We start from the raw sequence: 26,008 nt of genomic DNA on the forward strand, positions 1-26,008 counted from the left end.
CTCCAGCGTCCGGCCGACGTTGCGAGGAGACGCTGCGTGTCCCGGCCCAGCCGTGCGGGCATCCGCGGACCGCGAGGGCGGTGCCTACCGGGGGCGCGGGCGCACGACCGCGATCGGGCAGATGCCGTAGTGGAGCAGGCCGTGGCTGACCGAGCCGAGGGCCAAGCCGTGGAAGCCGCCCTTGCCGCGCGAGCCCACCACGGCGAGGTCCGCCCGGTCGGAGGCACGGACGAGTTCGGGCAACGGCTTCCCCCGGACCAGGGTCGTCTCGACCTCGATGCCGGGATACCGCTGCCGGAGAGGTGCGAGCTGGTCGTCGAGCCGGCGGTGATGCCCGGCTTCCACTTCGTCCGAGGAGGGTCGGGCCTCGGACGGCTCCGGCGTGGTGGGCATGCTCCAGGTCTGGAGGGCATGGACCCGGTCGCCGCGCAGGGAGGCTTCCTCGAAGGCGAACTCCAGCGCGGCGGTAGAGTGTTCGGAACCGTCGGTGCCGACGAGGACCCGCCCGTGACCGGTGGTGATCGCGCCGACGACGACCAGCGGGCAGGCCGCGTGGCCGGCGACCTGGAGGCTGACGGAGCCCATCAGCAGATTGCCGAGCCCTCCCTCACCGCGGGCGCCGAGCACCATGCAGCGCGCCCGCGCGGACGCGTCGCGGAGCACCTCGGCCGGGGAACCCGGGACCTGGTCGGATTCCACCTCCAGGCCCGGATGACTCTCCTTGGCGATCGCGACCGCCTCGGCCAGGATCTCCGCGCCCCGGCGACTGAGGCCCTGGGAGCGTCCCGGGGGAAAGAACGGGAAGTCGGCCTCCCAGCCCGGCAGTACGTGGGCGATCAAGAGAGGGCACCCGCGTAGCGCCGCATCGCTCGCGGCCCACACCAGCGCGCGCAAACTCCGCTCGGAGCCGTCCACTCCGACGACCACTGGATCAGTCATCGTTCCTCCCGCCCCCGGACATCCGCTCCCGGCAGGACAAGCTCCCGGTCCGCGCCGCGTCGAGCCGCCCGGTCACCCCGGCTGCACGCCCGGCCACGCAGACGAATGCTCTGCACGGAAGACCGCTTCCTTCGCCCCCCTCCAGGCTCCGCCCCCCGGGCGCGCTCCGCCACAGGAGCGCCGGACACCTACCCGCCGCCTTCGGACCTGCAGAGCCATGCGACGGTGGGGCGGCGGATCGCAGCGCGGCTTCCGCCGGGCTAACGCCGGTGGCAGCCCACCACGCCACTGCCCATGCTCGAACGAAAGGCTCGGATGCTCGCGCCGGTCGGCACCCGCCCTCACGGTGGAGAGCCACGGTGACCGGGCCGGGGCGGTGCGTGCAAGATGTTTCGACTGTCGCCACGAGGTCGGCGCCGAGTGCGACGCGACCGGCATCACGGTCGGGTTCCACCGGCGTGATACCGGCGGCCCGACGTGCGAATCCGCCTGACACACCGTCCTCTGCCCGAGTCGAAGGGAAGCGCTGTTGCGAATCGCCGACGCCCGCACAGGAGAACACACCGAGATCGGTTCCCGCCGCGCCCGACCCCTGCGCGTGACCGTCGCAGTCGGCGCGCAGGACCGCGGGTTCGCCATCGGGGATCTGCGGGCTCTGCTGGTCGGCGACGTGCTGGCCCGCACCTGCGAGGCCCAGGGCATGCAGGTGCTCATCGAGCTCGCCGTCCCGGACGGCTCCGGCGAGCAGCTCGGGGCCCTGCTGAAAGCCGCCGATCAGCTCGGCATCCATCCGCCCGCCCGGGTGTGCGCCCACCGAGAAGTGGACGCCGCCGCCCGGCCGGCGGTCGACCTGGTCGTCATCAGCCGCCCGCACCTCGACGCCCTGTTCGTGGCCTTGCCGCTCCTCGTCACCGGACCGGTGACCGGGGAACCGTCGAACGGCGGCCCGGAGTTGCCCGCAGACCTGTCAGCCGTCTTCCCGGGACCTGGGCACGATCCTCTCGCGTTGCGCCTGGACTTCCTTGAACACGCCGTCACTGATCCGGTCCGCCTCACCGCCGCGTCGCTGACGGACGCCGCCGCGAGGCTTTCCCGTTGGCGCGCGCTCGTGGCCGACCTCGCCTGCGCACCGTCCGGACCCCTGGACGCGGACATGGTCCAGGCGTCCTTCGACGGCCTGAACGAAGATCTGGACGCCCGGGTCGCGGTACGCGCCCTGTACGCCTTGGAGGACCGGTCCGATCTGCCGGACGGTACCCGCTTCGAGACCTGTGTCCGCCTGGATCAGGTCCTCGCGCTCGAACTCGCCCGCGACATCGGCCGCGGGCCCCGATGAAGCCGGCCGACAGCGGGTGCTTCGGGCGAAGTCGGTGACGATGGTGGACAGTTCGCCGTCGATGCCGGGGGCGTTGGAGGCGGGCTGGGCGGCAGGCGGTGTCGTCATGGGTGGTCCTTCTGCCGGGCGGTGCGTCCTGCCGGCTCTGGCCCGGCCGGCCGTCGACGGCTTCGCTCCGGCCGGGGTCGCCCGCGCGCTGTACGTCGGCGGGTTCCGGCGGGCGGTCCCACCCGGTTGTAGGCGCTCGTCGCCGGCGGGTGGGTGTCGGCGGTGCTGCGGACCGGCCCACACCGACGACTCGCCGCCGGACGCCGCACGCCTGCGGCCCGTGCTTCCCACCCGCGTCCCGATCGGGGTCCGGACGGCCCTGGAACCGAGCCCGGACGGCCCTGGGCCGGGCCACGCGACCCGGAGCACAGTGGAAGTCGGGCAGGACCGCAGGCGGCTTCGGACGGAGTGTGACGATGCGCGGGTCCGCACCGCTGGGAAGGATCTTCGGCGTACCGCTGCGGATCCACTGGAGTGCGCCCGTCCTGCTCCTCTTCCTCGGCGTCGGTCTGGCAGGACAGATCCTCCCGGCCTCGGTTCCCGGCCGCTCCGGCACCTCCTACGGACTCGCCGGGCTGGTCGGGGCGCTGCTGCTCACCCTGAGCCTGCTCCTGCACGAGACGGCCCACGCCGTCGCCGCACGGCGGGCCGGCATCCGGGTGGACGACATGACGGTCTTCGCGCTCGGCGGCGTCACCCGCATGGGACGCCCGCCGAGCCCCCGCCGACAGTTCGCCGTCGCCGGGATCGGACCGCTGACCAGCCTGGTCCTCGGCGGCCTCTTCATAGCCGCAGGGCTCGGCACGGAACACGCTCTGCACTGGGCGATGCCCGCGGCGGTGCTGCTCTGGGCCGGCTGGGCCAACCTGCTGCTCGGCGTGTTCAATCTGCTGCCCGCCGCGCCCCTGGACGGCGGCCGGCTCCTCCAGGCGGCGGTCTGGTGGCGCCGGGGCGACCGCGAACAAGCCGAGCGGGTCGCTGGTCGGGCCGGCCAGGCGGGCGGCCTGCTGCTCTGCGCCGTGGGCTGGATCGAGTTCCTCCGCGGCGACGGAACCGGCTTCTGGCTGCTGCTCATCGGGCTCTTCATGTGGTCGTCCGCCCAGGCCGAGGTCCGCCGTGCCGCACTGGTGACCGCCCTGCGCGGCACCCGGATCGCTCAGGCCATGACCTTCCCGGTGCCCACCGGTCCCGACTGGCTCACCGTGGACGGCTTCCTCGCCGAACCCGCAGCGCGCGCCCGGCACCCGGTGGTCGTCCTGGTCGATCCGGCCGGCCGCGCGAGCGGACTCCTCGACCAGCGCCGCCTCTCGGCGGTTCCACCCACCCGCCGGGCCGAGATCCGGGTCCGCGAACTGGCCACCCCGCTCCCGGGGTGTTTGGCCGCGGCCCCGGGGGACGACCTGGCCGAGGTCCTTGACCGCGCGACGGCCCCGCCGCCCGTCCTCGTCCTGGAGGACGGGCGACCGATCGGCATCGTCACCGTCGGGGACATCGACCGGATCGCCCGAATCCGGCTGTCCGCGAGTAAGCGCGGAACGTGAGCCCCGTCCCGGCGGTCCCTCGGCGGAGCCGGACAGCCCTCTCCGGCGGAGGCCACCGGACCTTGGACGGTGCCCGAAGCAACAGGCAGGGTGGACGTACGGGCGAACACGGGATCCACAGTGTCCGTGACGGACCGAGGACGGCGTGCACCCGGGTGAGGTCGCCCTCCTGGAAGAGGTCCGGGCGCAGGGCCCGGGCCTCGGCGCGCATCGGTGCGTTCGTCGTCTGCTCCGCAGGCCGGCACGGCTGCGCGTTCGGAGGCTTCCGGGCGGTCGAGCCGGCGGGACTCACGCCTGCCGAGCGCATTCGCGTGCCGACGACCGGATGCACGGAGCGCCGGGCCGGTCCACCGTGGGGGTATGGATCTCATCGCACTGCTGGAGCTGGACGGACCGTCGAGCCTACGGCTCCTCACGGCCGAGGGACTGCCCGCCACACCGCGCGCACCCGTGGTCCGGGTCCACGCCGCCGCCCGCACGCCCACCCCGGCGGAGTTCACCCTCTGCGGGCTGTCGACCCGCGGCATGCAACCCGATTCACAGCACCCCGCCGCACCAGGCGAACCCTGGTGGCCGCCGCGCTGGCACCGACACGCCTGCCCGGTCTGTGACACCACCATCACCGGCCTCGCCGGGGGCCGCCCTCCTGCCGGCACCCCCGACCTGGGCACCGCATCGACAACCGCCGGCACGAGGAATGACGGGGCCGCCGGAGCCCCGTCCGAGTGAGCCCCTGCCGCCCCATCCTGTCAGGCGACTTCTTCGACCCACGAAAGGAGCAACCACTGTGGCCACTGACTACGACGCCCCGCGGCGCACCGAGGACGACAACGAGGAGAGCCTCGAAGAACTGGGGTCCCGCCGTGATGGGCGGCGGCCCGGCGTGACAGGCCTGGACGAGACCGAAGAGGCCGAGACCGTGGAACTCCCCGGCGCAGACCTCTCCGGCGAGGAGCTGACCATCAGGGTCCTGCCGGAACAGCCGGACGAGTTCGTCTGCGCGGCCTGCTCCATGGTCCACCACCGCAGCCAACTCGCCCACACGGGCGACCAGGGCGGGACGATCTGCCGCGATTGCGCCCCCTGACAGCAGTCGCCGCGCCCACCGCGCGGACAGCGTCGGTTGTCACGAGTGCGGTGGCCAGGACGGCGAACGAGACCGGACGTACGGCCCGCCGGCGCCGAGCGTCGATGGCGGGCCGGGGTACGAGTCCGGCCGGGTGGAGCGGGGCGGAAGTGGGTGGCGCCGCCTGCCGGTTCGGCCACGGGGACGGGCCGCACTGAGCGGGGACGGAGGCGAGCAGGGCGACCGGCGCCGGGGGTGATCCGTCGTACCCGACGGTGATCAGGCCGTTCACGGTGTTCCAAGGGGCTTCGGACGGCGGTTCCGCTCTCGGTCCCCGCGCTCCCGGTCGGCGCCCCCGGGACCTGTCAGCGGGCCGGGAGCTGCCGTCAGAGCCGGATGACGACGAGCGCGGTGTCGTCGGTGGCGCCGTCGGGGGGGATCATTTCGGTGAGGACGGTGTCGGCGATGGCGTCGGGGTCGGCGGAGCGGTGCGCGGCGAGGACGTGCGCGAGGCGGTCCAGGCCGGTGTCGATGTCCTCGTGGCGGCGTTCGACCAGGCCGTCGGTGTAGAGGGCGAGCGTGTCCCCTTCGGCGAATCGGGTGACGGCCTCGGGCCGTCTCCGGTGCTCGGGACGGGCGCCGAGCGGAGGGTCGGTGGCCCGGTCGAGGAACTCGACGGTGCCGTCGCCGTGCAGCAGGGCGGGTGGGGGATGGCCGGCGCTGCTGTAGGTGATGGTGTGGGCGCCGGAGTCGATGAGGGCGGTCGCGGCTGTGGTGCATTCGGCGCCCTCGACGGAGCGGGCGTACAGGCCGAGGACTTCGAGGGCCTGGGCGGGGCCGGTGGCGACCCGGGAGGCGGCGCTGAGGGCACTGCGGAGCTGGCCCATGACACCGGCGGCGGCCAGGCCGTGGCCGACCACGTCGCCGACGGCGACCGCGACGCGGTCGTCCGGCAGCTCGACGAGGTCGTACCAGTCGCCGCAGACGTTGAGGGCGCCCACGGCGGGCTGGTAACGGACCGCGGCGTGATGGCGTTCGAGCGGTCTGGGCGCGGGCAGCATGGCCCCCTGGAGCACGAGTGCGACCTCGCGTTCGCGCGCGTGGGACTCGCGCAGACGCTCGTTGACCGCCTGGAGTTCGCGGGCACGGGTGTAGAGCTCGGCTTCCAGGACGCGGGCGCGATTGCCCTCGGGCAGGCCGTGGGCGCGGATGAGCTGGGTGATCTCCTCGACGCGGTGGACGAGCAGCACCGTACGGCCCTGGCCGTCGAGCACGGGGGCGTTGACCGGACTCCAGTACCGCTCCTCCCACTCGCCGGGTCGGGCGGTCGACTCGACGTCGTAGCGCTGCAGGGCCATGGTGTCGCGCTCGCCGGACGCCAGGACCCTGCGCAGGGACGCCTTCAGGTTGTGGGCTCCGGTGGCGGCGGGGTCGTTCGGGTTGTTGGGGAAGATGTCGAAGAGGTACCGGCCGACGAGCTGCTCGCGGGTGCGCCCGGACAGGCCGAGGAAATCCTCGTTGGCGTCGGCGTACACCAGGTCCGGGGTGAGCAGCGCGACCATGCCGGGCAGGGCACGGAACACCGCCCGGTAGTCGATCGTCTCGCCGGTCACGGTTCGGCCTGCGGTCGGGGTCGTGCGGCGCGTACGACGACGACCGGGCAGTGCGCGTGGTGGACGCAGTGCTGGCTGACCGAGCCCAGCAGGGCCTCGGTGAATCCGCCGTGCCCGCGATTGCCCACGACGAGCAGATCTGCGTTGTCGGCGGCCCGGAGGAGCACGGCGGCGGGGTGGCCCTGGACGACGTGCTGCCGGATCTCGACCTGCGGGGCCTCCGCTGCGGCCTCTGCGACGGCCTCGGCCAGGGCCTGGCGCGCGTTGCCCGCGACGTCGAAGTCCGGCACGGCTGCCGAGGGCGCCCCGTAGCCGACCGGGTACTGCCAGGCGATCACAGCGTCCACGCTGTCGCCGGTCAGCCCGGCCTGCCGGGCCGCCCACGCCAGTGCGGACCTGGATGTCGTGGAGCCGTCCACTCCCACGACGATCCGGGCTGAGCGGCGGGGTTCCTCGCCCATCACACGCCTCCGAGAGTTGTGCCGTCCTTCACCGCCACCATCGGCGATCCGCGGCCACCGTGCCAGCCGGGAGGAGACCGTGTCCGGAGGGGAGGCGTGCAGGGTGTGCGGGAGGCCGTAGCGCCGACCGCTCACCGGAAACAGCGGGACCGTCGTGCGTACTCGCCCCAGGGCGAGGCCACGCTCAGCCGTCGGTTGAACCGGCAGATCGAACGGAGCGAGGTCAGCCCGCCGCCCATGGACGCCCCGGATCCCCAACCGCTGCGCGGACCCCACGTGTTCTCCGGACCTCCGAGCACCGGAGAAGACCCTGCCCGTGGACCGCACGCCCGCCACCGCCGCATCGTCGCGCACCGCAGGTCCGGGTTCAGACCGTGCGCAGGCCCTGCGAGACGAAGACCGCCCGGGCCCGGGCGATCTGGTCCGGCGTGGGCACCGGGGTGTCGGCGAGGGGGAAGTCGAGCCCGAGGGCGCTCCACTTGGCGGCGCCGAGTTTGTGGAACGGCAGGATGTCGACCCGGGTGACGTTGCCGAGTGAGGCGGCGAAGGCGGCGACGCCCCCGATGTTCGCGGCGGGGTCGGTCAGGTGGGGTACGAGGACGAACCGTAGCCAGACCTCCTTGCCCAGGTCGGCCAGGCGGCGGGCGAAGTCGAGCGTGGGGCCGAGCGGCTGTCCGGTCAGGTGCCGATGGAGGGCGCGGTCCCAGGACTTGATGTCGAGCAGGACGAGGTCGGTGTCGGCGAGCAGCGCGTCGTCGGCGCGGGCGCCGAGGAAGCCGGAGGTGTCCAGTGCGGTGTGCAGGCCGAGTTCGTGCTTGAACCGGTGCAGCAGCTCGCCGGTGAGGGCGGGCTGGAGGAGCGGTTCGCCTCCGCTGACGGTGGCGCCGCCGCCGGAGGCGCGGATGAAGTCGGTGCACTTGGCGGCCTCGTGCACGATCTCGTCGGCCGAGCAGGGGCGGCCGTGGCGCATGGAGCGGGTGTCGGGGTTGTGGCAGTACAGGCAGCGCAGCGGGCAGCCGGCCAGGAAGGCGACGAAGCGGGTGCCGGGGCCGTCGACTCCGGTGGACAGGTCCCAGGAGTGCAGCATGCCGGTGACCGGGTGCGGGGCGGCCGTGGCCATGGGGTGTGCTCCTTCTGCGGGGCGGCGCGGTGCCGGCGCCGGTGGTCGGGGGCGCCGGCACCGCGAGCGGGCGGCGCGGCTACAGTGCGTCGTGGAATGTGCGGCCGATCACGTCGAGTTGCTGCTCGCGGGTGAGCCGGACGAAGTTGACCGCGTAGCCGCTGACCCGGATGGTGAGCTGCGGGTACTTCTCCGGGTGGTCCATGGTGTCCAGCAGGGTGTCCCGGTCGAGGACGTTGACGTTCATGTGGAAGCCGCGGCACGTGGTGTAGCCGTCCAGCACGCCGACCAGGTTGCGGACCCGTTCCTCGGGGGTGCGGCCGAGCGCGTCCGGGGTGACGGTGTTGGTGAGCGAGATGCCGTCCTCGGCGTGCGCGTAGGGGAGCTTCGCGACCGAGAGCGCGCTGGCCACGTAGCCGTGGGCGTCGCGCCCGTTCATCGGGTTGGCGCCCGGGGAGAACGGCTCGCCGGCCCGCCGCCCGTCCGGGGTGTTTCCGGTCTTCCTGCCGTAGACGACGTTCGAGGTGATGGTCAGGACGGACTGGGTGTGTTCGGCGCCCCGGTAGGTGGGGTGCTTGCGCACCTTGGCCATGAAGTCCTCGACCAGTCGGACGGCGATCGCGTCGGCCCGGTCGTCGTTGTTGCCGTACGCCGGGTAGTCGCCCTCGACCAGGTAGTCGGTGACGAGTCCGGTCTCGTCGCGCACCGGGCGGACCTTGGTGTACCTGATCGCGGACAGCGAGTCGGCGGCCACCGCGAGCCCGGCGATGCCGCAGGCCATGGTGCGCCGTACGGCCCGGTCGTGAAGGGCCATCTCGATCCGCTCGTAGGCGTACCTGTCGTGCATGTAGTGGATGATGTTGAGCGCGTGGACGTACGTCCCGGCGAGCCACTCCAGCTGTTCGTCGAAGCGTGCCATCACCTCGTCGTAGTCGAGTACGGCGCCGCCCACCGGGGCGGTCGGGGGACCGACCTGGGCGCCGGTCAGTTCGTCCCGGCCGCCGTTGATCGCGTAGAGCAGGGTCTTGGCGAGGTTGACCCGGGCGCCGAAGAACTGCATCTGCTTGCCGACCTCCATGGCGGAGACGCAGCAGGCGATGGCGGTGTCGTCGCCGAAGCGGGGGCGCATGAGGTCGTCGGACTCGTACTGGAGCGAGGAGGTGTCGACGGATACGCGGGCGCAGAACTCCTTGAAACCCTCGGGGAGCCGCGGTGACCAGAGGACCGTCATGTTGGGCTCGGGCGCCGGGCCCAGGTTGTAGAGGGTCTGAAGGTAGCGGAAGGAGGTCCGGGTGACGAGGGTGCGGCCGTCGGTGCCGATGCCGCCGATCGACTCGGTGACCCAGGTCGGGTCGCCGGAGAACAGTTCGTCGTACTCGGGGGTGCGCAGGAAGCGGACGATCCGCAGTTTGATGACGAAGTCGTCCACCAGTTCCTGGGCCTGCTGCTCGGTCAGGAGACCGGCCGCGAGGTCGCGTTGGAGGTAGACGTCGAAGAAGGTCGAGGTGCGGCCGAGTGACATGGCCGCGCCGTTCTGCTCCTTGACCGCCGCCAGGTAGCCGAAGTACAGCCACTGGATCGCCTCGCGGGCGGTCGCGGCCGGGCCGGAGACGTCGTACCCGTACGCCGACGCCATCTCCTTGAGCTCGCCCAACGCACGGATCTGTTCGGCGAGTTCCTCGCGATCGCGGATGGTCTCCTCCAGCCGCGCCGGGTCGGTGGGCGGCGCGTCCAGCTCGGCCTTCTCGGCGAGCTTGGCCTCGACCAGCCGGTCCACGCCGTACAGGGGGACGCGCCGGTAGTCGCCGATGATCCGGCCGCGGCCGTAGGCGTCCGGGAGCCCGGTGATGACGCCGGCCCTGCGGGCCGCGAGGATCTCGGGCGTGTAGGCGTCGAACACACCGTCGTTGTGGGTCTTGCGGTACCGGGTGAAGACCTTCTCCAGCTCCGGGTCGACCGGGTAGCCGTAGGTCCGCAGCGCGCCCGCCACCATCCGCCAACCGCCGTACGGCATGATCGCCCGCTTCAGCGGGGCGTCGGTCTGCAGGCCGACGATCAGCTCCTTCTCGCGGTCGATGTATCCGGGCGCGTGCGCCGTGATGCCGGCCGGGATGTCGTACGCGACGTCGTACACGCCCTTGGCGCGTTCCTCGGGGAAGCGGTCGGTGATCTGCCGCCACACGTCGGTCGTCCGCTCGGTCGGACCGGTGAGGAAGTCGGCCTCGCCCTCGTACGGGGTGTAGTTGCGCTGGATGAAGTCGCGGACGTCGATGGTGTCCCGCCACGGTCCGCCCCGGAAGCCGTCCCGGGCGAGGGCGGTTCGCTCGTGCTGCGAGGTGGTCATCTCGGTGTCCTCTCAGGCCTGGTCGCCGTAGTAGGCGCGGCGCATCAGCTGCTGCATGTCGGCGAGCATCGGCATCCGGGGGTTGGCGGGGGCGCACTGGTCCTCGTAGGCGTTCATGGCCTGCTGGGGGAGGGCCGCCAGGAACGCGGCCTCGTCGACTCCGGCGGCCTTGAAGGAACGCGGGATGCCGGCCCTGTCCCGCAGGTCCTCGACCGCCGCGGCGAGGGACTCGACGCCCTGTTCGGGGGTGACGGCCGGCAGGCCGAGCATCCGGGCGATCGCCTGGTAGCGCTCGGGGGCGGTGTAGCTCCGGTACTTGGGCCAGCCGGTGACCTTGGCCGGGGCGGCGCCGTTCCAGCGGATCACGTGCGGCAGCAGCAGGGCGTTGGTGCGGCCGTGGGCGATGTGGAAGGTCGCGCCGAGGGTGTGGGCCATGGCGTGTACGGCGCCGAGGAAGGCGGAGCCGAAGGCCATTCCGGCGATCGTGCCGGCGTTGTGCATCCGCTCGCGGGCGAAGGGGTCGTCCGGTCCGTTCAGCACCGCGCGCTCCAGGTTGTCGAAGATCAGCCGGATGCCCTGGAGCGCGAGTCCGTCGGTGAAGTCGTTGGCGTAGACGGAGACGTAGGTCTCGATGCAGTGGGTGAGGGCGTCGAAGCCGGTGTCGGCGGTGACGTGCTTCGGCAGGCCGGTGGTCAGGGCCGGGTCGACGATGGCCACGCTCGGGGTGAGCGCGTAGTCCGCGAGCGGGTACTTCTGGCCGGTGGCGGTGTCGGTGATGACGGCGAAGGGGGTGACCTCACTGCCGGTGCCCGAGGTGGTGGGGATGCAGACCAGTTTGGCCTTCTCGCCGAGGTCGGGGAAGGTGAAGGCGCGCTTGCGGATGTCGAAGAACTTCTCCTTCAGGTCCGCGAACTCCACCTCGGGGTGTTCGTACATCAGCCACATCACCTTGGCGGCGTCCATCGGTGAGCCACCGCCCAGGGCGACGATGGTGTCCGGCTCGAACGCGCGCATCAGGGCGGCGCCCTTGCGGACGGTGTCGATGCTCGGGTTCGGCTCGACGGAGTCGATGACCCGTACCTCGACCGGGTCGCGGCGGCGGTCGAGCACACCGCGGATCCGCTCCAGGTGGCCGATGTCCACCATGGTCCGGTCGGTCACGACGACGATGCGGTGCGCACGGGGCATGCTCGCCAGGTACTTGACCGAGTTGCGCTCGAAGAAGATCTTCGGCGGGACCTTGAACCACTGCATGTTGGTGTTGCGCCGCCCGATCCGCTTGATGTTGACGAGGTTCAGCGCCGACACGTTCCCGGAGACCGAGTTGTGCCCGTAGCTGCCGCAGCCCAGGGTCAACGAGGGCGTGAAGGCGTTGTAGACGTCGCCGATGCCGCCCTGCGAACTCGGCGCGTTCCAGATGATCCGGCAGGCCTTGACCGCGTGCCCGAACTCCTCGACGAACGCCTCGTCCTCGGTGTGCACCGCCGCCGAGTGCCCGAGGCCGTTGAACTCCACCATGGCGGAGGCCAGTTCGACGCCTTCCGTGCGGGAGCGGGCGGTGAGTACGGCCAGGACCGGGCAGAGCTTCTCGCGGGTCAGCGGCTCCGAGGGTCCGACCCGCTCGCAGTCGACGAGGATCACCGAGGTGTCGGCCGGTACCTCGAAGCCCGCCGCCTGCGCGACCTGCGCCGCCGATCGGCCCACCACCTCGGCGTTCAAACGGTCGCCGGCGCACGCCGTGCCGTCCCCGGCCCCGAACAGGTGCCGCTCCAGCAGCGTCTTCTCCTCGGCGCTCGCGTGGTGCGCCTTCAGCTTCCGGAACTCGGCGAGCGCCGCCTCCCGGATCTCCGCGTCCAGGACGACAGCCTGCTCGGAGGCGCAGATCATGCCGTTGTCGAAGGACTTCGACAGCACGATGTCGTTCACCGCGCGCTTCAGGTCCGCGCTCCTCTCCACGTACGCGGGGACGTTGCCCGCGCCGACGCCGAGCGCCGGCTTGCCGCAGGAGTACGCGGCCCGCACCATCGCGTTGCCGCCGGTGGCCAGGATGGTGGCGACGTCCGGGTGGTTCATCAGGGCGTGGGTGGCGTCCATCGACGGTTCCGCGATCCACTGGATGCAGTGCGCGGGGGCGCCGGCCGCCACCGCCGCGTCCCGCACGATCCGGGCCGCCTCGGCCGAGCAGAGCTGGGCCGAGGGGTGGAAGGCGAACACGATCGGGTTGCGGGTCTTGAGCGCGAGCAGGCACTTGAAGATCGTGGTGGAGGTCGGGTTGGTCACCGGGGTGATGCCGGCGACCACGCCGACAGGCTCGGCGATCTCCACGATGCCGTCGAGGTCGTCGCGGTGCACCACCCCGACCGTCTTCGTCCGGGCCATCACGTGGGTGACGTTCTCGCACGCGAAGACGTTCTTCACCGCCTTGTCCTCGAACACGCCGCGCCCGGTCTCCTCCACGGCCAGCACGGCGAGCCCGGTGTGCTCGGCCAGCGCTGCCAGCGAGGCCTTCCTGACGATGTGGTCGACCTGCTCCTGGGTGAAGTCGGCGTAGTCCCGGAGGGACTCCAGGGCGGAGGCGACCAGCGCGTCGACGGCGGTCGGCGGCTGGGGCGTGACGCTGCGAAGGCTGTTGCTCGCGGGAGCCGCCTTCGACTCGTGGTGCGGGCGACGGGCCATGGTGGACTACCTCTCCGGATCAGCGTCCGAGCTCAGGGCGCCGGGCGGGTGCCGTGCGCCTTCCCCTCAAGGCTTCCTCGTGCCGCGCGCCGGGGGATCCGACCAATGGGACCCGCTTGCGGCCGAAGGTCCCGGGCCGGGCACGCGGTTGGTCCCGGGCCCGGCGCGCGGATGGTCCCGCGGCCGGGCCCCGGTGGACGGTTCAGTCGTGCGGTACGACGGCGACCGGGCCGTGGGCGTGGTGGAGCACGGACTGGGCCACCGGCCCCAGTCGGGGTCCGGCCATCGGGTGCTTGGGAGCGCGCCGGCCGAGGACGACCAGCGAGGCGGTGCGGGAGGCTTCCACGAGCATCCTGCTCGGGCTCCAGGCGCACACCTCCGCCTCGGTACGGACCGTGGGGAACTTGTCCTGCCAGCGCGCCAGGGCGTCCTGCAACCGCACCTGTTCGGCGGCCGCCAGGGACTCCCCGATCTCCCACCGGCCCACCGGCGCAGCCGTCGCGTACGGGCCCCGGAAGGTGTCCCGGCTCTCCATCACCCGCAGGGCGGCGCCGGTGCCGGCCGCGTGCCGGAAGGCGAAGGCGAGCACCGCGTCGCACGGCCGGTCGCCCTCGACGCCCACGACGACGGGTCCGGGCGCCACGGCCGGTCCGTCCGTCCCGATTCCCGCGTCCGAGCCGGCCCGGACCAGCACCACCGGGCAGTGCGTCAGGGCGGCGGCGCGCAACCCGACCGAACCCACCAGGAGGCCCGCGAAACCGCCCAGGCCGCGCGAGCCCAGTACCATCACCGCGGCCCGCCGAGCGGTGGCGGCCAGTGCGTGGGCCGGGTTCCCGGGGATGACCTCGCAGGAGACCGCCAGGTCGGGCAGCTCGGCCGAGATCCGGTCCCGGATCGCGGCCACCGGGCCCGGCAGCGCGCTGCCGCCGCCGAGGTCGCGGTCGAGCGCGTCCACCTCGCCGCCGGCGACGAGGACCATCCGCAGCGCGAGCCCGTTCCGGTGGGCCTCGCGGGCGGCCCACTCGGCCGCCGCCGCACTCTGTGCCGAGCCGTCGATCCCCACCACCACGCTGTGCGACATCTCTGTGACCTCCCTGGTCGGCGGCGGACCGCGACACCCGTGGGCGCGGTCCCGTCCGGCGACCAGAATCCCGCCGTGCCGGCGGTCGGCCACAGGGGCCGAGCAGCCCCACTTCGGTACCGAAGGTCCCGGGATCCGGTGGCCTCTGCGAGAATCGGCCGCGACTTCGGCGACGAGGAGGGGCCCGTGAGCGGCGAGACGGTGCGGTCACGGCTGCCGCAACTGCGGTTGGACGAGCTGTTGGAGGAGCTCCAGGCGCGGATCGACGCGGCCCGGGGCACCCGGGACCGGGTGCACAGCCTGCTGGAGGCGGTGCTGTCGGTCGGCCGGGAGCTGGACCTGACCCAGGTGCTGCGGCGGATCGTGGAGGCCGCCGCCGTCCTGGTGGACGCGCGGTACGCGGCGCTCGGCGTGATCGGGCCGGACGGGGAGACGCTGTCGCAGTTCCTCACGGTGGGCCTGACGGAGGAGGAGATCGCCCGGATCGGCCCGTACCCGACCGGTCGGGGCCTGCTGGGGGAACTGATCCGCCGCCCGGCGCCGCTGCTGCTGGCCGATCTCTCCGAGCACCCGTCGTCGGTGGGCTGCCCGGCGCACCACCCGGCGATGCGGACCTTCCTGGGCGTGCCGGTGCGCGTGCGCGAGGAGGTCTTCGGCAACCTCTACCTGACCGACAAGCGGGGTGGCGAGGAGTTCGACGCCGAGGACGAGGCGGTGATCTCCACCCTGGCCGTGGCCGCCGGGGTGGCGATCGACAACGCCCGGCTGTACGAGGAGGCCCAGCGCCAGCAGCGCTGGCTGAGCGCGAGCGCCGAGATCACCCGCGCCCTGCTGTCCGGCGTCTCCCGGCCCGAGGTGATCGGGCTGATCGCGCAGCGGGCGAGGGAGATCACCGGCGCGGAGCTGGCCGACGTCTCGGTGCCGGTGGCCGGGACCGGCACGGTCCGCGTGGAGCTGGCGCTGGGCGGGGACGTGCACGGCCGGACGGGCCTGGTGGTGCCGCTGGAGGGGTCGCTGTCGGGGACGGCCTGCGCCTCCGGGGTGTCGGCGACCACGGCGGATCTGGCCGGTGACTCCCGGCTGTCCGCCGAGCCGCGCCGATTCGCCGGGCTCGGACCGGCGGTCGCGGTCCCACTGGGCCGGGCGGAGGGACAGATCGACGGCGTGCTGCTGCTGGCCAGGGAGACCGGCCGGCCCGAGTTCACCGACCGGGAGATCGGCCCGCTGCTGGGCTTCGCCGACCAGGCCGCGCTGGCCCTGGAGCTGGCGGAACGCCGTCGCGACGTCGAGCAGCTGGCGATGCTGGAGGACCGTGACCGGATCGCCCGAGACCTGCACGACCTGGCCATCCAGCGACTGTTCGCGACGGGGATGACGCTGCAGAGCGCGGCCCGGGTCATCGACCATCCCGGCGCCTCGGACCGGGTGCTGCGGGCGGTGGGCGACCTGGACGAGACCATCAAGATCATCAGGTCGACCATCTTCGGCCTGCGGGCGCGGGAGGAGAAGGCCGGCCAGGGCCTGCGGTCGCGCGTGGTGCGGGTGGCCGAGGCGGCGCAGGCGGCGCTGGGTTTCCCGCCCAGGCTGAGCATGGAGGGTCTGCTCGACACGGACGTGCCCGCGGAGGTGGCCGACCACGTGGTGGCGGTCCTCGGAGAGGCGCTGAGCAACGCGGCCCGGCATGCGCGGGCCGGGCGGGTCGAGGTGGTGCTGCAGGCGACCGGGTCGCGGGTGGTGCTCACGGTGCAGGACGACGGGGTGGGCATCCCGGAGCAGGGGCGGCGCAGTGGGCTGCGCAACCTCGCGGAGCGGGCCGAGACCCTGGGGGGCGTTTTCGAGCTGGCCTCTCCGGAGGCCGGCGGCACCAGGTTGTCCTGGTCGGTGCCGCTGCAACACTGACCCGGCCTCACGGCACCGTGTTCGTCGTGCCGTCCGTCGTTCGGAGGCGGTGCTCCGGTCGGCGTCCGGAGCGGGCGGGTCGGCTAGAGCAGACGGCCGCTCACCAGTTCGGGAAGGATGCGGACGGTGACGGTGTCGGTCGGACCGGTTGCCGTCCCGTCGGGTGTGACGTCGGCGCGGCCGAGGACGGTCACGCTCCAGCCGGTGCCGTTCGCCGCGTCGAGCTCCCCGGCCTCGAAGGCCACCAGTGCGCCGGAGACCGCTCGGACCAGCTCGGACCCGGCGACGGCGCTCAGCAGCACGCTGCCGTCGGCGTCGAGCCGGTACTGGGCGGGTTGGACGGCGGGCAGGGCGCCGAGGGTGTAGACGACCCGGCCGACCGAGTGGCCGGCGAGGAGCCGTCGGCACTCTCGGCCGTCCAGCGGCGTGGTGTCAGGTGTCATGGCATCGATGGTGTCGCCGCGGCGGGTGCCGCGGGAGGGGTCGTTGGTCCCCGGCGAGGCCGCCGACCGGACCCGGTCGGCGGGGCCGGTGTCCCGGGGCGGCCGGTTCAGCGGACGGGCCGACCGGTCGGCTGCTTGGGGGCGGCCAGGGTCTGGGTGGCGATCAGGGCTGCCTGGACGCGCCGTTCCACGCCGAGTTTGGCCAGCAGGCGGGAGATGTGGTTCTTGACGGTCTTCTCGGCGAGGAAGAGCCGCTGACCGATCTGGCGGTTGGTGAGCCCCTCACCGACCAGGGCGAGGACCTCCCGCTCCCGTTCGGTGAGCCGGGGCAGGTCGGAACTCTGTTCGGTGACGGCGTCGCCGCGCAGGCGGGCCATCAGCCGGGTGGCGGCGCCGGGGTCGAGCATCGACTGGCCGGCGGCGACCGTGCGCACGGCGGACACCAGGTCGGTTCCGCTGATCTGCTTGAGGACGTAGCCGGCGGCCCCGGCCATGACGGCGTCCAGGAGGGCCTCCTCGTCGTCGAACGACGTGAGCATCAGGCAGGCCAGTTCGGGCATGCGGGAGCGCAGTTCACGGCAGACCGTCACGCCGTCCCCGTCCGGCAGCCGCATGTCGAGGACGGCGACGTCGGGGCGGAGCGCGGGGATCCGGGTGAGGGCCTGTTCGACCGTGGCGGCCTCGCCGATCACCTGGAGGTCCGGCTCGGCGTCCAGCAGGTCGTGCACGCCCCGGCGGACCACCTCGTGGTCGTCCAGCAGGAACACCTTCACCAAGCCGCTCGTCCCGGCCGCCGGACTCTCCGTCATCACCGCTCCAACCACCCCGTGGGCCCGCCCCGGTGGCAGGCAGTGTGTGAAACCTACGCGAAGTCTGGTGTGACCGGGGGCGATTTCGGTAGGGCCGTCCGGCCCTGTCTGGTCCGGGACACGGCTGTGGCTGGAGTCGCCGGCTTGTGGGGGGTGTGGGACACCAGCATGTGGGGGCCGACGGCCTTCGACATCCTGGGTTCCGGCCCATGCCGTAGGAGCGCAGGATCGAGGTTGGACTGCGCCGCGCCGACCGAGGTGGTGTCGAGTGGGGCCGGCACGGTCTTCCTATCGGGGGCGGAGCCGACCGGGGTAGGGGAACCGTGCTGTCGTGTCCGGTCAGCCGTGGTGGTTGCCGCGCCGGGTACGACCGCTCCACGCAGGCTCCAGCCGGGCCCAGGACCGCGTCCACGCCAGGTCGGCACGACGGTCGATGGCGGTCAGCCTCGCGCAGAGTCCGGCGGCGGCGAGAACGCTGAGCAGGCCGAAGAGGAACAGGCCCGGGAACACGGCGTCGAACACGAGGCCGGCGGTGCTCGGGGGTGCGGCGGCCGGGTGTCCGTCCCGGTCGACCCAGATCCCGACGGTGGCGCCGGGCCCGGTGGTCCGGGGGACGTCGATGCTGCCGGTGTTGCGCTGGTTGCCGGGGTAGGTCCAGGCCGCGTCGGCGCGGTAGACGGCCTTCCCTCCGGCGACGGTGGTCTCCGCCTTCCGGACGGAGCCCTGGACCGAGGCTTCGACGTGGTGCAGGCGCGCGGCAGTGGCCTTGGCCTGCCGCCGGCCGTCCGCGAGGTGGGTGACGGCGGCCCCGGTGCTGAGGAGTGCCGCGAGCGCGATCCCGAGGACGGTGAGCACCACCGCCCGGCTCCGGGCCCGGTCGAGGGCCCGGCCGAGTGGATTGCGCTCCCGGCCGAGAGCCCGGCGCAGGTGGCCGCACCGTGGTGCGGGCGGGCCGTCGGGCCGGGCGGGGCGGTGGGTGCTGGCCACGGTGGTGCTCCTTGTCGCTGTCAGGTGGGCGATGGTGAGGGGTGTGCACGGCTCACGGGTGGGGGACCACGACGACCGGGGCGGCGCAGTGGTGCAGAACGGCGTGGGCCACCGGGCCGAGGCGCGGCCCCAGGTGGTGACGGGTTTCCCGTCGGCCGACGACGACGAGGTCGGCATGGGTGGAGGCCTCCAGCAGGGCCCGGGCTCCGCCGCCGAGGCGGATGTCTTCGACGATGTCGACACCGGGGTGCTTCTCCCTCAGGCCGATGAGGACCGGCGAGATCAGGGCCGTTTCGGTGGCCTCCTGTTCCACCGGGTCCACCAGGGGCGGCACCAGGCCCCCGTAGGCCCAGGCGGGCACCAGGTCCCACCCGTGCACGACGCGCAGCCGGCAGCCGCGCAGCTCCGCCTCGGCGGCGGCGAACCCGACGACGGCGTCGCTGGGTTCGCCGCCGAGACCGACCAGCACCTCCCGGGTCGCGTCAACGGCCGCGGGCCGCTCGGCGGGTGCCTGTCCGAGGCGGACCAGTACCGTCGGGATGGTTGCGCCCGCTGCCACCGCGAGCCCCACCGAGCCGACCAGGAGGCCGGCGAGCCCGCCGAGTCCGCGCGACCCGAGCACCAGCAGCTCCTGCCCCTTCGCCGCGGAGATCAGCCCGTCGACCGGATCGTCCGAGATCACCGCGACCTCCACCGGCAGGTCCGGGTCGTCGTGCCGGATCCGGTCGCCGATCCCGCGAAGCGCGTCCAATGCCCTCGGCCGCAGGTCGCCGGGCCGCGAGACGTTCTCGTTCCCGGCGTCGAGCCACGGCCAGGCGTGCAGCAGCCGGAGTGCGCAGCCCCGGCGGCGGGCCTCCGCAGCCGCCCACAGGGCCGCGGCCTCGCTCTGCGGCGATCCGTCGATTCCGGCCAGGACACAGCGCGTCATGGTGGTTTCCCCTCTCGTGAGATCAAGGCATCGGGCCCGGACGACCGTCGCCCGGCATGCCATCGAATCTCCCGCCCGGGCGCCGGGCGGGAGAAGGGACCGAAGGGACCGGCTGCTGGGCCGGTGGTCCCGGTCGGGAGAGCGGCGGGCCGTGCACCAGAGTGCGCCACCTCCTCGTGTCGACCGCGACGGGCCGGTGCCGGACCCCGGTGGTCCCGGCCCGGGCCGGGACCACCGTCCGCGCCGCCCTGGACGGCGGAGACAGGGACCACCGGGCCCTGCCAGCGGGACGTCCGGCCGACGACGGTGCCGCCCGGCACCCGGCAGTCTGAATCCACATCCGAAAGGCAGGACTCCCGATGAACCGTCTGCACACGCCGATCGCCCACGACATCCAGGTCGAGACCCGGGGCGAGGTGTCCCTCGCCGCGCCGGACTACGCCAGGGCGAAGCTGCTGGCCGTCGTCGAGCGGCAGCACGAGCGGGGCTCACCGTGAGCACCGTCGGGGTGCCGGAACTGGCGGTGGCCGAGGCGGTGTCGAGGCTCGACCTCACGGGGTTGCCGTTCGTCTTCTTCACCGACACCGCGACCGGGCGGGGCAACGTGCTCCACCACCGCTACGACGGCCACTACGGCCTCATCACACCCGCGCGGTAGCCGGCGCGGGAACGGCCGGGACGCGAACCGGGGACGGGTGACACCGTCCTCGGTTCGCGCGGTCTCGGGACCCGGAGCAAGGACCCGGAGCAAGGACCCGGCGCCGACCGCGGGGACTGCTCACCCCGGGCAGGCGCCGCAGCCGGCCGTCGGGCCCTCACTGGGCACGCCCAGCTCAGGCACCCCCACCACAGGCACGCCATCGCTGCGGGAATCCCCATGGCCGCGGGTACCCCGCCGGACCGTGCGGGGGCAGGAGAAAAGGCGGTGGGCCCCACGCCTTCGCGGGGCCCACCGCCTGCGGGTGTCCGGTCAGTCGTGCGGCACGACCGCGACCGGTGCCTGCGCGTGGTGCAGTACGGCATGGGCGACCGGGCCGAGCCGCAGGCCGGCGTGGTGCGGGCGCCGCCGGCGGCCGACCACCACGACGGAGGCGTCGGTGGAGGCGTCCACCAGCGCCGAGGAACCGGTGCCGATCCGGCTGTCCTCGACCACCTCGACCTCCGGGAACTTCTCCCGCCAGCCGGTCAGCGCCTCGGTGAGCAGTCCGTCCTCGATCGCCCGGAACCGCTCCGCCTCGGCCAGCGGGGGCACCCATCCGGCGTAGCCCCGGACCGGCGGCGGCTCCCAGCCGTGGACGGCGCGCAGGACGGCTCCGCGCAGGGCGGCCTCGTGGAAGGCGAACTCGACGACCTCCGGGGAGGGGTCACGGATGTCGACGCCGACGACCACCTCGGGCCGATCGGGGCCGCCGGGCCGCTCGGACTCCCCGGCACGGACGAAGACCGCCGGAACCTCGCACCGGCCGGCCACGGCGAGGCCGACCGATCCGACCAGCAGGCCCGCGAAGCCCCCGAGCCCCCGCGAACCGAGGACCAGCAGTTCCGCGTCGGAGGCCGCCTCGGCCAGCGCATTGCCCGGCTCCACGCCCCCGATCAGCTCGGTCCGGACCTCCAGATTGGGGTGCGGGTCCAGGACCGCCTTCCGGGCGTCCGAGAGCATCCGGGTGGTCAGTGCGAGGACATCGGCGGGCTCGCCGGGGCCGGCGTGGATGTAGTCCAGCCAGGTCTGGGCGTGGACCAGGCGCAGGGTGAGACCGCGTCGGACGGCCTCGGCGGCAGCCCAGCGGGCCGCGGTGGTGCTCTCGGGCGAGCCGTCCACGCCGGCCAGTACGTATGTGCTCACGGGGAATGCTCCGGATTCTCGTGCGGTGGTGGGGACTGGGACGGGCTCAGCCGAAGGCGGTCCTCAGGGCCTGGAAGGCGGCGGCGGCCAGCGAGGCGATCCCGCCTCCCACCAGGTAGGCCCGGGTCTCTCCGGTGCTGTCGATCATGTTCCGTCCAGATCTTGGGGAAGCCGCGTCGTACGGCGCGCCTGCACCGATCGGCAGGCTCCGCCAGCCTCCGCCCTCGGCGGGCACCGGCCCAGGGCCGGGCAGCCCGGGAACACAGGGCCACAGGTCCCGTCCGTCCGGTCCCGGCATGCCCCGACCGGCCCTGTGCGCCATCGCGTCCCGGCGGTGACGATGGGGCCGAGCGCGGCTGCCGGGTGCCGCGCCCGAAGATCCGAAGGAGACCTCAGCCATGTCCGTCACCCCGCCTCCGGTGCCCGCAGCCCTCTCCGGCCAGGAACTTCAGGAGCTGGACGCGCACTGGCGGGCCGCCAACTACCTGGCGGTCGGTCAGATCTACCTGATGGCCAACCCGCTGCTGCGCGAGCCGCTGCGGCCCGAGCACATCAAGCCTCGCCTGCTCGGTCACTGGGGCACCTCACCCGGCCTCAATCTGGTGCACACCCACCTCAACCGGATCGTCAGGCAGCGCGGCGTGGACACGATCTGCGTCTGGGGCCCGGGCCACGGCGGACCCGCCGTCCTGGCCAACTCCTGGCTGGAGGGCAGCTACAGCGAGACCTACCCCGACATCGCCCGGGACGCCGAGGGCATGGCGAAGCTGTTCGGGCAGTTCTCCTTCCCCGGCGGCGTACCCAGCCACGTCGCCCCCGAGACCCCGGGCTCGATCCACGAAGGCGGCGAACTCGGCTACGCGCTCTCCCACGCCTACGGCGCGGCCCTGGACAACCCCGGCCTGCTGGTGGCCTGCGTGATCGGCGACGGCGAGGCCGAGACCGGCCCGCTCGCCGCGTCCTGGCACGGCAACAAGTTCCTCGACCCCGTCCACGACGGCGCAGTCCTGCCGATCCTGCACCTGAACGGCTACAAGATCGCCAACCCGACCGTCCTCGCCCGCCTGCCGGAGGACGAACTCGACGCCCTGCTGCGCGGCTACGGGCACGACCCCCTGTACGTGTCCGGGCACGACCCCCTGTACGTGTCCGGGCACGACCCGCTGGCGGTGCACCAGGCCATGGCCGCCGCCCTGGACGCTGCGGTGGAGAGGATCGCCGCGATCCAGCGGGCCGCCCGGGCCGACGGCGTCACCGGGCGACCCACCTGGCCGATGATCGTGCTGCGCACCCCCAAGGGCTGGACCGGACCGGCCCAGGTCGACGGCGTCCCCGTCGAGGGGACCTGGCGCGCCCACCAGGTGCCGCTGGACCAGGTCCGCGACAACCCCGCCCACCTCGCCCAGCTGGAAGCCTGGCTGCGCTCCTACCGGCCCGAGGAACTGTTCGACACCGCCGGCCGCCCGGTGCCCGAGGTACTCGCCTGCGTCCCCGACGGAATCCGCCGCCTGGGTGCCAACCCGCACGCCAACGGCGGCCTCCTGCTGCGCGACCTGCCACTGCCTCCGTTGGAGCGCCACGCCGTCCCCGTGGACAAGGCCGGTACCACGCTGCACGAGCCCACCCGGATCCTCGGAGACTTCCTCGAACAGGTGATGGCCGACACCGCCGAACGCCGCGACTTCCGCCTCGTCGGCCCCGACGAGACCGCCTCCAACCGCCTCCAGGCCGTCTACGCCGCCACCGGCAAGGCCTGGCAGGCCGGGACCGTGGCCACCGACGAACACCTCGCCCCCGACGGCCGGGTGATGGAGATCCTCTCCGAACACACCTGCCAGGGCTGGCTGGAGGGCTACCTCCTCACCGGACGGCACGGCCTTTTCTCCTGCTACGAGGCGTTCGTCCACATCGTCGACTCGATGGTCAACCAGCACATCAAGTGGCTGCGCACCACTCGTCGGATCCCCTGGCGCGCCCCCATCGCCTCGCTCAACTACCTGCTCACCTCCCACGTCTGGCGCCAGGACCACAACGGCTTCTCCCACCAGGACCCCGGCTTCGTCGACCACGTCCTCAACAAGAGCCCCGAGGCCGTGCGGGTCTACTTCCCGCCGGACGCCAACACCCTGCTGGCCACCGCCGACCACGTCCTGCGCAGCCGCGACTACGTCAACGTCGTGGTCGCGGGCAAACAGCCCTGCTTCGACTGGCTCACCCTGGAGCAGGCCCGAGCCCACTGCGCCCGCGGCGCCGGCGTCTGGGAGTGGGCCGGCACCGACGACGGCACCCGTGAACCGGACGTCGTCCTCGCCTGCGCCGGTGACGTCCCCACCCAGGAGGTGATCGCCGCGGCCGACCTGCTCCGCAGCCATCTGCCGGACCTGGCGGTACGGGTGGTCAACGTGGTCGACCTGGCCCGGCTGATGCCCGCCGAGGAACACCCGCACGGCATGCCCGACGCCGAGTTCGACGCCCTGTTCACCCGCGACCGGCCGGTCGTCTTCGCCTACCACGGCTACCCGTGGCTGATCCACCGCCTGGCCTACCGCCGTGCCGTCCACCCCCAGCTGCACGTGCGCGGGTACAAGGAGTCCGGCACCACCACCACGCCCTTCGACATGGTGGTCCGCAACGACCTCGACCGCTACCGCCTGGTCATGGACGTCATCGACCGCACCCCCGGCCTCGCCGTCCGGGCGGCCGCCGTCCGGCAGCGGATGGCCGACCAGCGCGCCCGACACCACGACTGGATCCGTGAACACGGCACCGACCTGCCCGAGGTAGCAGACTGGACCTGGGGTTCCTGACCGAGGATCAGGGGGCTGTCATTGAGGAGACAACCACCGTGGACCCCGAGTCGACGGGCCCGGAACAGCGTGACCAGGTGGTGGTGGGCGTGGACGCCCGCCGCCCCGCCGAGGCGGCGTTGGAGTTCGCGTTCGCCGCCGCGCAACGGCACGGCCTGCCGCTGCGGGCCGTGCACGCCACCGCCGTTCCGGTGGCCGACCGGGCCGCGGGGGAAGGGACGGCGAGGCCGGGCTGCTCGCCCGCGCCCTCGCCCCCTGGCGGGCCGCGCGTCCGGGCGTCGAGGTCGTCGAGGCGACGGAGCGCGCGGCTCCCGGACTGCTGCTGATGGAAGCGTCGGCCAAGGCCGCCCTCCTGAGCGGGCGGCGGCTCCCGGATCCCCGATCTGGACTTGAAGAATTCTTCAAGTCAATAGATTATGTTGTGCTGTATCCAGCAGTAGTGTGGCCGTGCGCGGCAGCGCCCGCGGCAAGGAGGGGCGCATGAGCGACGTTTTCGACCAGGAGCTTCGCGAGCAGCTCGCCGAGGCCCGCCGGCAGCGGGCAAGCGCTCGGGCGGCCGGTGACGAGGACGGCGCCCAGGCGTACGCCGGACGCGTCAGGCAGCTCCTGCGGATCGCCGCCCACCACGGCATCGAGGTCGAGCGTGCCGCCGAGGAAGAGGAAGAGGAAGCAGGCTGAGCATGGCCGTCCCGCTCTACCAGGCCAAGGCGGAGTTCTTCCGCACGCTCGGCCACCCGGCGCGCATCCGCGTGCTGGAACTGCTCCAGGACGGGCCGCTCCCGGTGCGCGAGCTGCTCGCCGCGATCGAGATCGAGCCGTCCAGCCTCTCCCAGCAGCTCGGTGTCCTGCGCCGCAGCAACCTGGTCACGGCCACCCGCGAGGGCAACACCGTGGTCTACGCGCTGAGCACCCCGGACGTCGCCGACCTGCTGCGCGCCGCGCGCCGCATCCTCACCGAGATGATCACCGACCAGGAGACGCTGCTCGCCGAGCTGCGTGAGGCGGCCGTGCCCGGCGCCAGCGCCGACGCCGACGCTCGGGAGAAGACCGCGTGAGTGCCACGCAGGGCACCCTGACGGGCCGGGCCGCTGATCGTGTCCGTGCCGTGCTGCCGAACCGGGCGACCCTCGCCACGATGGGCCGCTCGCCCCGCAAGGATCTCCTGGCCGGCCTGACCGTGGCGATCGTGGCCCTGCCGCTCGCGCTGGCGCTCGGCGTCGCCGCCGTGATGCTGGTCGGAGCCCGGGTGCGCCCCGGCGTGCCGTTCTCGCTGATCGCCGTCGCCGCCGCGACCCTGGCGGCCCGCTTCCTCCATCTGGACGTGGCGACCATCGGCCACCTTCCGGCCGGGTTGCCGCTGCCGTCGCTCGGCTTCCTCGACCTCGGCGCCGCCCCGCACCTGCTGACCGCCGCCCTCGCGGTCGCCGCCCTGGCGGCACTGGAGTCGCTGATGTCGGCGACCGCCGCCGACGCGATGAGCGTCAGCGAACGCCACGACAGTGACCGGGAGTTGTTCGGCCAGGGAGTGGCGAACCTGGTCGCTCCGCTGTTCGGTGGTGTCGCCGCCACCGGCGCGATCGCCCGTACCGCCGTCAACGTCCGCTCCGGCGCGGCCTCCCGGCTCGCCGCCCTGGTCCACGCGGCCGTGCTCGCCGTGGTCGTCTTCGCCGCCGCGCCCCTCGTCGAGTCCATCCCGCTGGCCGCCCTCGCCGGTGTCCTGATCGCCACCGCCGTGCGGATGGTCGAGGTCGCCTCGCTGCGGGCACTCGCCCGCAGCGGACGCGGCGAGACCGCCGTCCTGGTCCTCACCGCCGCCGCCACCCTCGCCTTCGACCTGGTCACCGCCGTCGTCCTCGGCCTGGCCGTCGCCGGGATCCTGGCCCTGCGCCAGGTCGCCCGCTCCGCGAGCCTCCAGCAGGTGCCGCTGCACGACGGTCTGCCGCCCGCCGACCACCACGAGCAGGAGCAGGCGCTGCTCACCGAGCACATCGCCGCGTACCGGATGGACGGCCCGGTGTTCTTCGCCGTCGCCCACCGCTTCCTGCTCCAGCTCGCCGAGACCACCGA

General features: G+C 73.2%; 24 protein-coding genes. 12 read left to right on the forward strand and 12 right to left on the reverse strand.

What is annotated here, in order from left to right; genetic code table 11:
• Nucleotides 1–84: 84 nt before the first annotated feature.
• A complete protein-coding gene (locus ACWGJO_RS11835; RefSeq protein WP_452183298.1) occupies nucleotides 85–939 on the reverse strand; it encodes a universal stress protein in 855 nt (284 codons plus the stop codon).
• A 598-nt stretch (nucleotides 940–1,537) separates the two neighbouring features.
• Between ACWGJO_RS11835 and ACWGJO_RS11840 the strand changes: the two genes are divergently transcribed.
• The 4 genes from ACWGJO_RS11840 to ACWGJO_RS11855 all read left to right on the forward strand — a co-directional run bounded on the left by ACWGJO_RS11840 (nucleotide 1,538) and on the right by ACWGJO_RS11855 (nucleotide 4,951).
• Nucleotides 1,538–2,275 (forward strand): hypothetical protein, encoded by a 738-nt coding sequence (locus ACWGJO_RS11840; protein ID WP_452183299.1) that lies wholly within the window; start codon nucleotides 1,538–1,540, stop codon nucleotides 2,273–2,275.
• 464 nt (nucleotides 2,276–2,739) lie between these two features.
• Complete coding sequence (locus ACWGJO_RS11845; protein WP_452183300.1) at nucleotides 2,740–3,864, forward strand: M50 family metallopeptidase; 1,125 nt, start codon at nucleotides 2,740–2,742, stop codon at nucleotides 3,862–3,864.
• A gap of 360 nt (nucleotides 3,865–4,224) precedes the next feature.
• Nucleotides 4,225–4,593, forward strand: a complete 369-nt coding sequence (locus tag ACWGJO_RS11850) for a hypothetical protein (RefSeq protein WP_452183301.1) — start codon at nucleotides 4,225–4,227, stop codon at nucleotides 4,591–4,593.
• A gap of 58 nt (nucleotides 4,594–4,651) precedes the next feature.
• On the forward strand, nucleotides 4,652–4,951 hold the full coding sequence (locus tag ACWGJO_RS11855; RefSeq protein WP_452183302.1) for a DUF4193 domain-containing protein: 300 nt from the start codon (nucleotides 4,652–4,654) through the stop codon (nucleotides 4,949–4,951).
• 365 nt (nucleotides 4,952–5,316) lie between these two features.
• Here ACWGJO_RS11855 and ACWGJO_RS11860 read toward each other — a convergent pair whose 3' ends face one another.
• The 6 genes from ACWGJO_RS11860 to ACWGJO_RS11885 all read right to left on the reverse strand — a co-directional run bounded on the left by ACWGJO_RS11860 (nucleotide 5,317) and on the right by ACWGJO_RS11885 (nucleotide 14,225).
• Nucleotides 5,317–6,492 (reverse strand): PP2C family protein-serine/threonine phosphatase, encoded by a 1,176-nt coding sequence (locus tag ACWGJO_RS11860; RefSeq protein ID WP_452183322.1) that lies wholly within the window; start codon nucleotides 6,490–6,492, stop codon nucleotides 5,317–5,319.
• A 47-nt stretch (nucleotides 6,493–6,539) separates the two neighbouring features.
• Nucleotides 6,540–7,004 carry a universal stress protein gene (locus tag ACWGJO_RS11865; protein ID WP_452183303.1) on the reverse strand — a complete coding sequence of 155 codons (465 nt, stop codon included), beginning with the start codon at nucleotides 7,002–7,004 and terminating at the stop codon, nucleotides 6,540–6,542.
• Nucleotides 7,005–7,371: 367 nt separating this feature from the next.
• Complete coding sequence (gene pflA, locus ACWGJO_RS11870; protein WP_452183304.1) at nucleotides 7,372–8,124, reverse strand: pyruvate formate-lyase-activating protein; 753 nt, start codon at nucleotides 8,122–8,124, stop codon at nucleotides 7,372–7,374.
• 79 nt (nucleotides 8,125–8,203) lie between these two features.
• Nucleotides 8,204–10,468 (reverse strand): formate C-acetyltransferase, encoded by a 2,265-nt coding sequence (gene pflB, locus ACWGJO_RS11875; protein WP_452183305.1) that lies wholly within the window; start codon nucleotides 10,466–10,468, stop codon nucleotides 8,204–8,206.
• A 12-nt stretch (nucleotides 10,469–10,480) separates the two neighbouring features.
• Nucleotides 10,481–13,144, reverse strand: a complete 2,664-nt coding sequence (gene adhE, locus ACWGJO_RS11880) for a bifunctional acetaldehyde-CoA/alcohol dehydrogenase (protein ID WP_452183306.1) — start codon at nucleotides 13,142–13,144, stop codon at nucleotides 10,481–10,483.
• A gap of 202 nt (nucleotides 13,145–13,346) precedes the next feature.
• A complete protein-coding gene (locus ACWGJO_RS11885; protein ID WP_452183307.1) occupies nucleotides 13,347–14,225 on the reverse strand; it encodes a universal stress protein in 879 nt (292 codons plus the stop codon).
• 186 nt (nucleotides 14,226–14,411) lie between these two features.
• Between ACWGJO_RS11885 and ACWGJO_RS11890 the strand changes: the two genes are divergently transcribed.
• The gene (locus ACWGJO_RS11890; protein WP_452183308.1) at nucleotides 14,412–16,124 is read left to right on the forward strand and encodes a GAF domain-containing protein; all 1,713 of its coding nucleotides are present in this window, start codon (nucleotides 14,412–14,414) and stop codon (nucleotides 16,122–16,124) included.
• Nucleotides 16,125–16,207: 83 nt separating this feature from the next.
• Here the strand turns inward: ACWGJO_RS11890 and ACWGJO_RS11895 are convergent, their stop codons facing one another.
• From ACWGJO_RS11895 to ACWGJO_RS11910, 4 genes are all read right to left on the reverse strand, one after another.
• Nucleotides 16,208–16,567, reverse strand: coding sequence for a pyridoxamine 5'-phosphate oxidase family protein (locus tag ACWGJO_RS11895; protein WP_452183309.1), 360 nt, complete (start codon nucleotides 16,565–16,567; stop codon nucleotides 16,208–16,210).
• A 107-nt stretch (nucleotides 16,568–16,674) separates the two neighbouring features.
• A complete protein-coding gene (locus ACWGJO_RS11900) occupies nucleotides 16,675–17,376 on the reverse strand; it encodes a response regulator (protein ID WP_452183310.1) in 702 nt (233 codons plus the stop codon).
• Nucleotides 17,377–17,715: 339 nt separating this feature from the next.
• Nucleotides 17,716–18,363, reverse strand: a complete 648-nt coding sequence (locus tag ACWGJO_RS11905; protein WP_452183311.1) for an Rv1733c family protein — start codon at nucleotides 18,361–18,363, stop codon at nucleotides 17,716–17,718.
• A 52-nt stretch (nucleotides 18,364–18,415) separates the two neighbouring features.
• A complete protein-coding gene (locus tag ACWGJO_RS11910; RefSeq protein ID WP_452183312.1) occupies nucleotides 18,416–19,291 on the reverse strand; it encodes a universal stress protein in 876 nt (291 codons plus the stop codon).
• A 359-nt stretch (nucleotides 19,292–19,650) separates the two neighbouring features.
• Here ACWGJO_RS11910 and ACWGJO_RS11915 point away from each other — a divergent pair, with 359 nt between their 5' ends.
• Together ACWGJO_RS11915 and ACWGJO_RS11920 are read left to right on the forward strand one after the other, a co-directional pair.
• Nucleotides 19,651–19,788, forward strand: coding sequence for a hypothetical protein (locus ACWGJO_RS11915; RefSeq protein ID WP_452183313.1), 138 nt, complete (start codon nucleotides 19,651–19,653; stop codon nucleotides 19,786–19,788).
• Nucleotides 19,785–19,949: a sigma 54 modulation/S30EA ribosomal C-terminal domain-containing protein gene (locus tag ACWGJO_RS11920; protein ID WP_452183314.1), complete on the forward strand. Its 165-nt coding sequence runs from the start codon at nucleotides 19,785–19,787 to the stop codon at nucleotides 19,947–19,949. Before ACWGJO_RS11915 ends, ACWGJO_RS11920 begins: the two co-directional genes overlap by 4 nt.
• Nucleotides 19,950–20,261: 312 nt before the next feature.
• Here the strand turns inward: ACWGJO_RS11920 and ACWGJO_RS11925 are convergent, their stop codons facing one another.
• Nucleotides 20,262–21,134: a universal stress protein gene (locus tag ACWGJO_RS11925; RefSeq protein ID WP_452183315.1), complete on the reverse strand. Its 873-nt coding sequence runs from the start codon at nucleotides 21,132–21,134 to the stop codon at nucleotides 20,262–20,264.
• A 398-nt stretch (nucleotides 21,135–21,532) separates the two neighbouring features.
• Here ACWGJO_RS11925 and ACWGJO_RS11930 point away from each other — a divergent pair, with 398 nt between their 5' ends.
• From ACWGJO_RS11930 to ACWGJO_RS11950, 5 genes are all read left to right on the forward strand, one after another.
• Nucleotides 21,533–23,941, forward strand: a complete 2,409-nt coding sequence (locus tag ACWGJO_RS11930; RefSeq protein WP_452183316.1) for a phosphoketolase family protein — start codon at nucleotides 21,533–21,535, stop codon at nucleotides 23,939–23,941.
• 38 nt (nucleotides 23,942–23,979) lie between these two features.
• Entirely contained in the window at nucleotides 23,980–24,267 is a 288-nt protein-coding gene (locus ACWGJO_RS11935; protein WP_452183317.1) for a universal stress protein, read from the forward strand.
• Nucleotides 24,268–24,421: 154 nt separating this feature from the next.
• On the forward strand, nucleotides 24,422–24,619 hold the full coding sequence (locus ACWGJO_RS11940; protein ID WP_452183318.1) for a hypothetical protein: 198 nt from the start codon (nucleotides 24,422–24,424) through the stop codon (nucleotides 24,617–24,619).
• Nucleotides 24,620–24,621: 2 nt separating this feature from the next.
• Complete coding sequence (locus ACWGJO_RS11945; protein ID WP_452183319.1) at nucleotides 24,622–24,996, forward strand: ArsR/SmtB family transcription factor; 375 nt, start codon at nucleotides 24,622–24,624, stop codon at nucleotides 24,994–24,996.
• Nucleotides 24,993–26,008 (forward strand): SulP family inorganic anion transporter (locus tag ACWGJO_RS11950; protein ID WP_452183320.1); only part of this gene is annotated, 1,016 nt, incomplete at its 3' end. The genes ACWGJO_RS11945 and ACWGJO_RS11950, both read left to right, overlap by 4 nt.

Source organism: Kitasatospora sp. NPDC054795 (assembly GCF_053611565.1).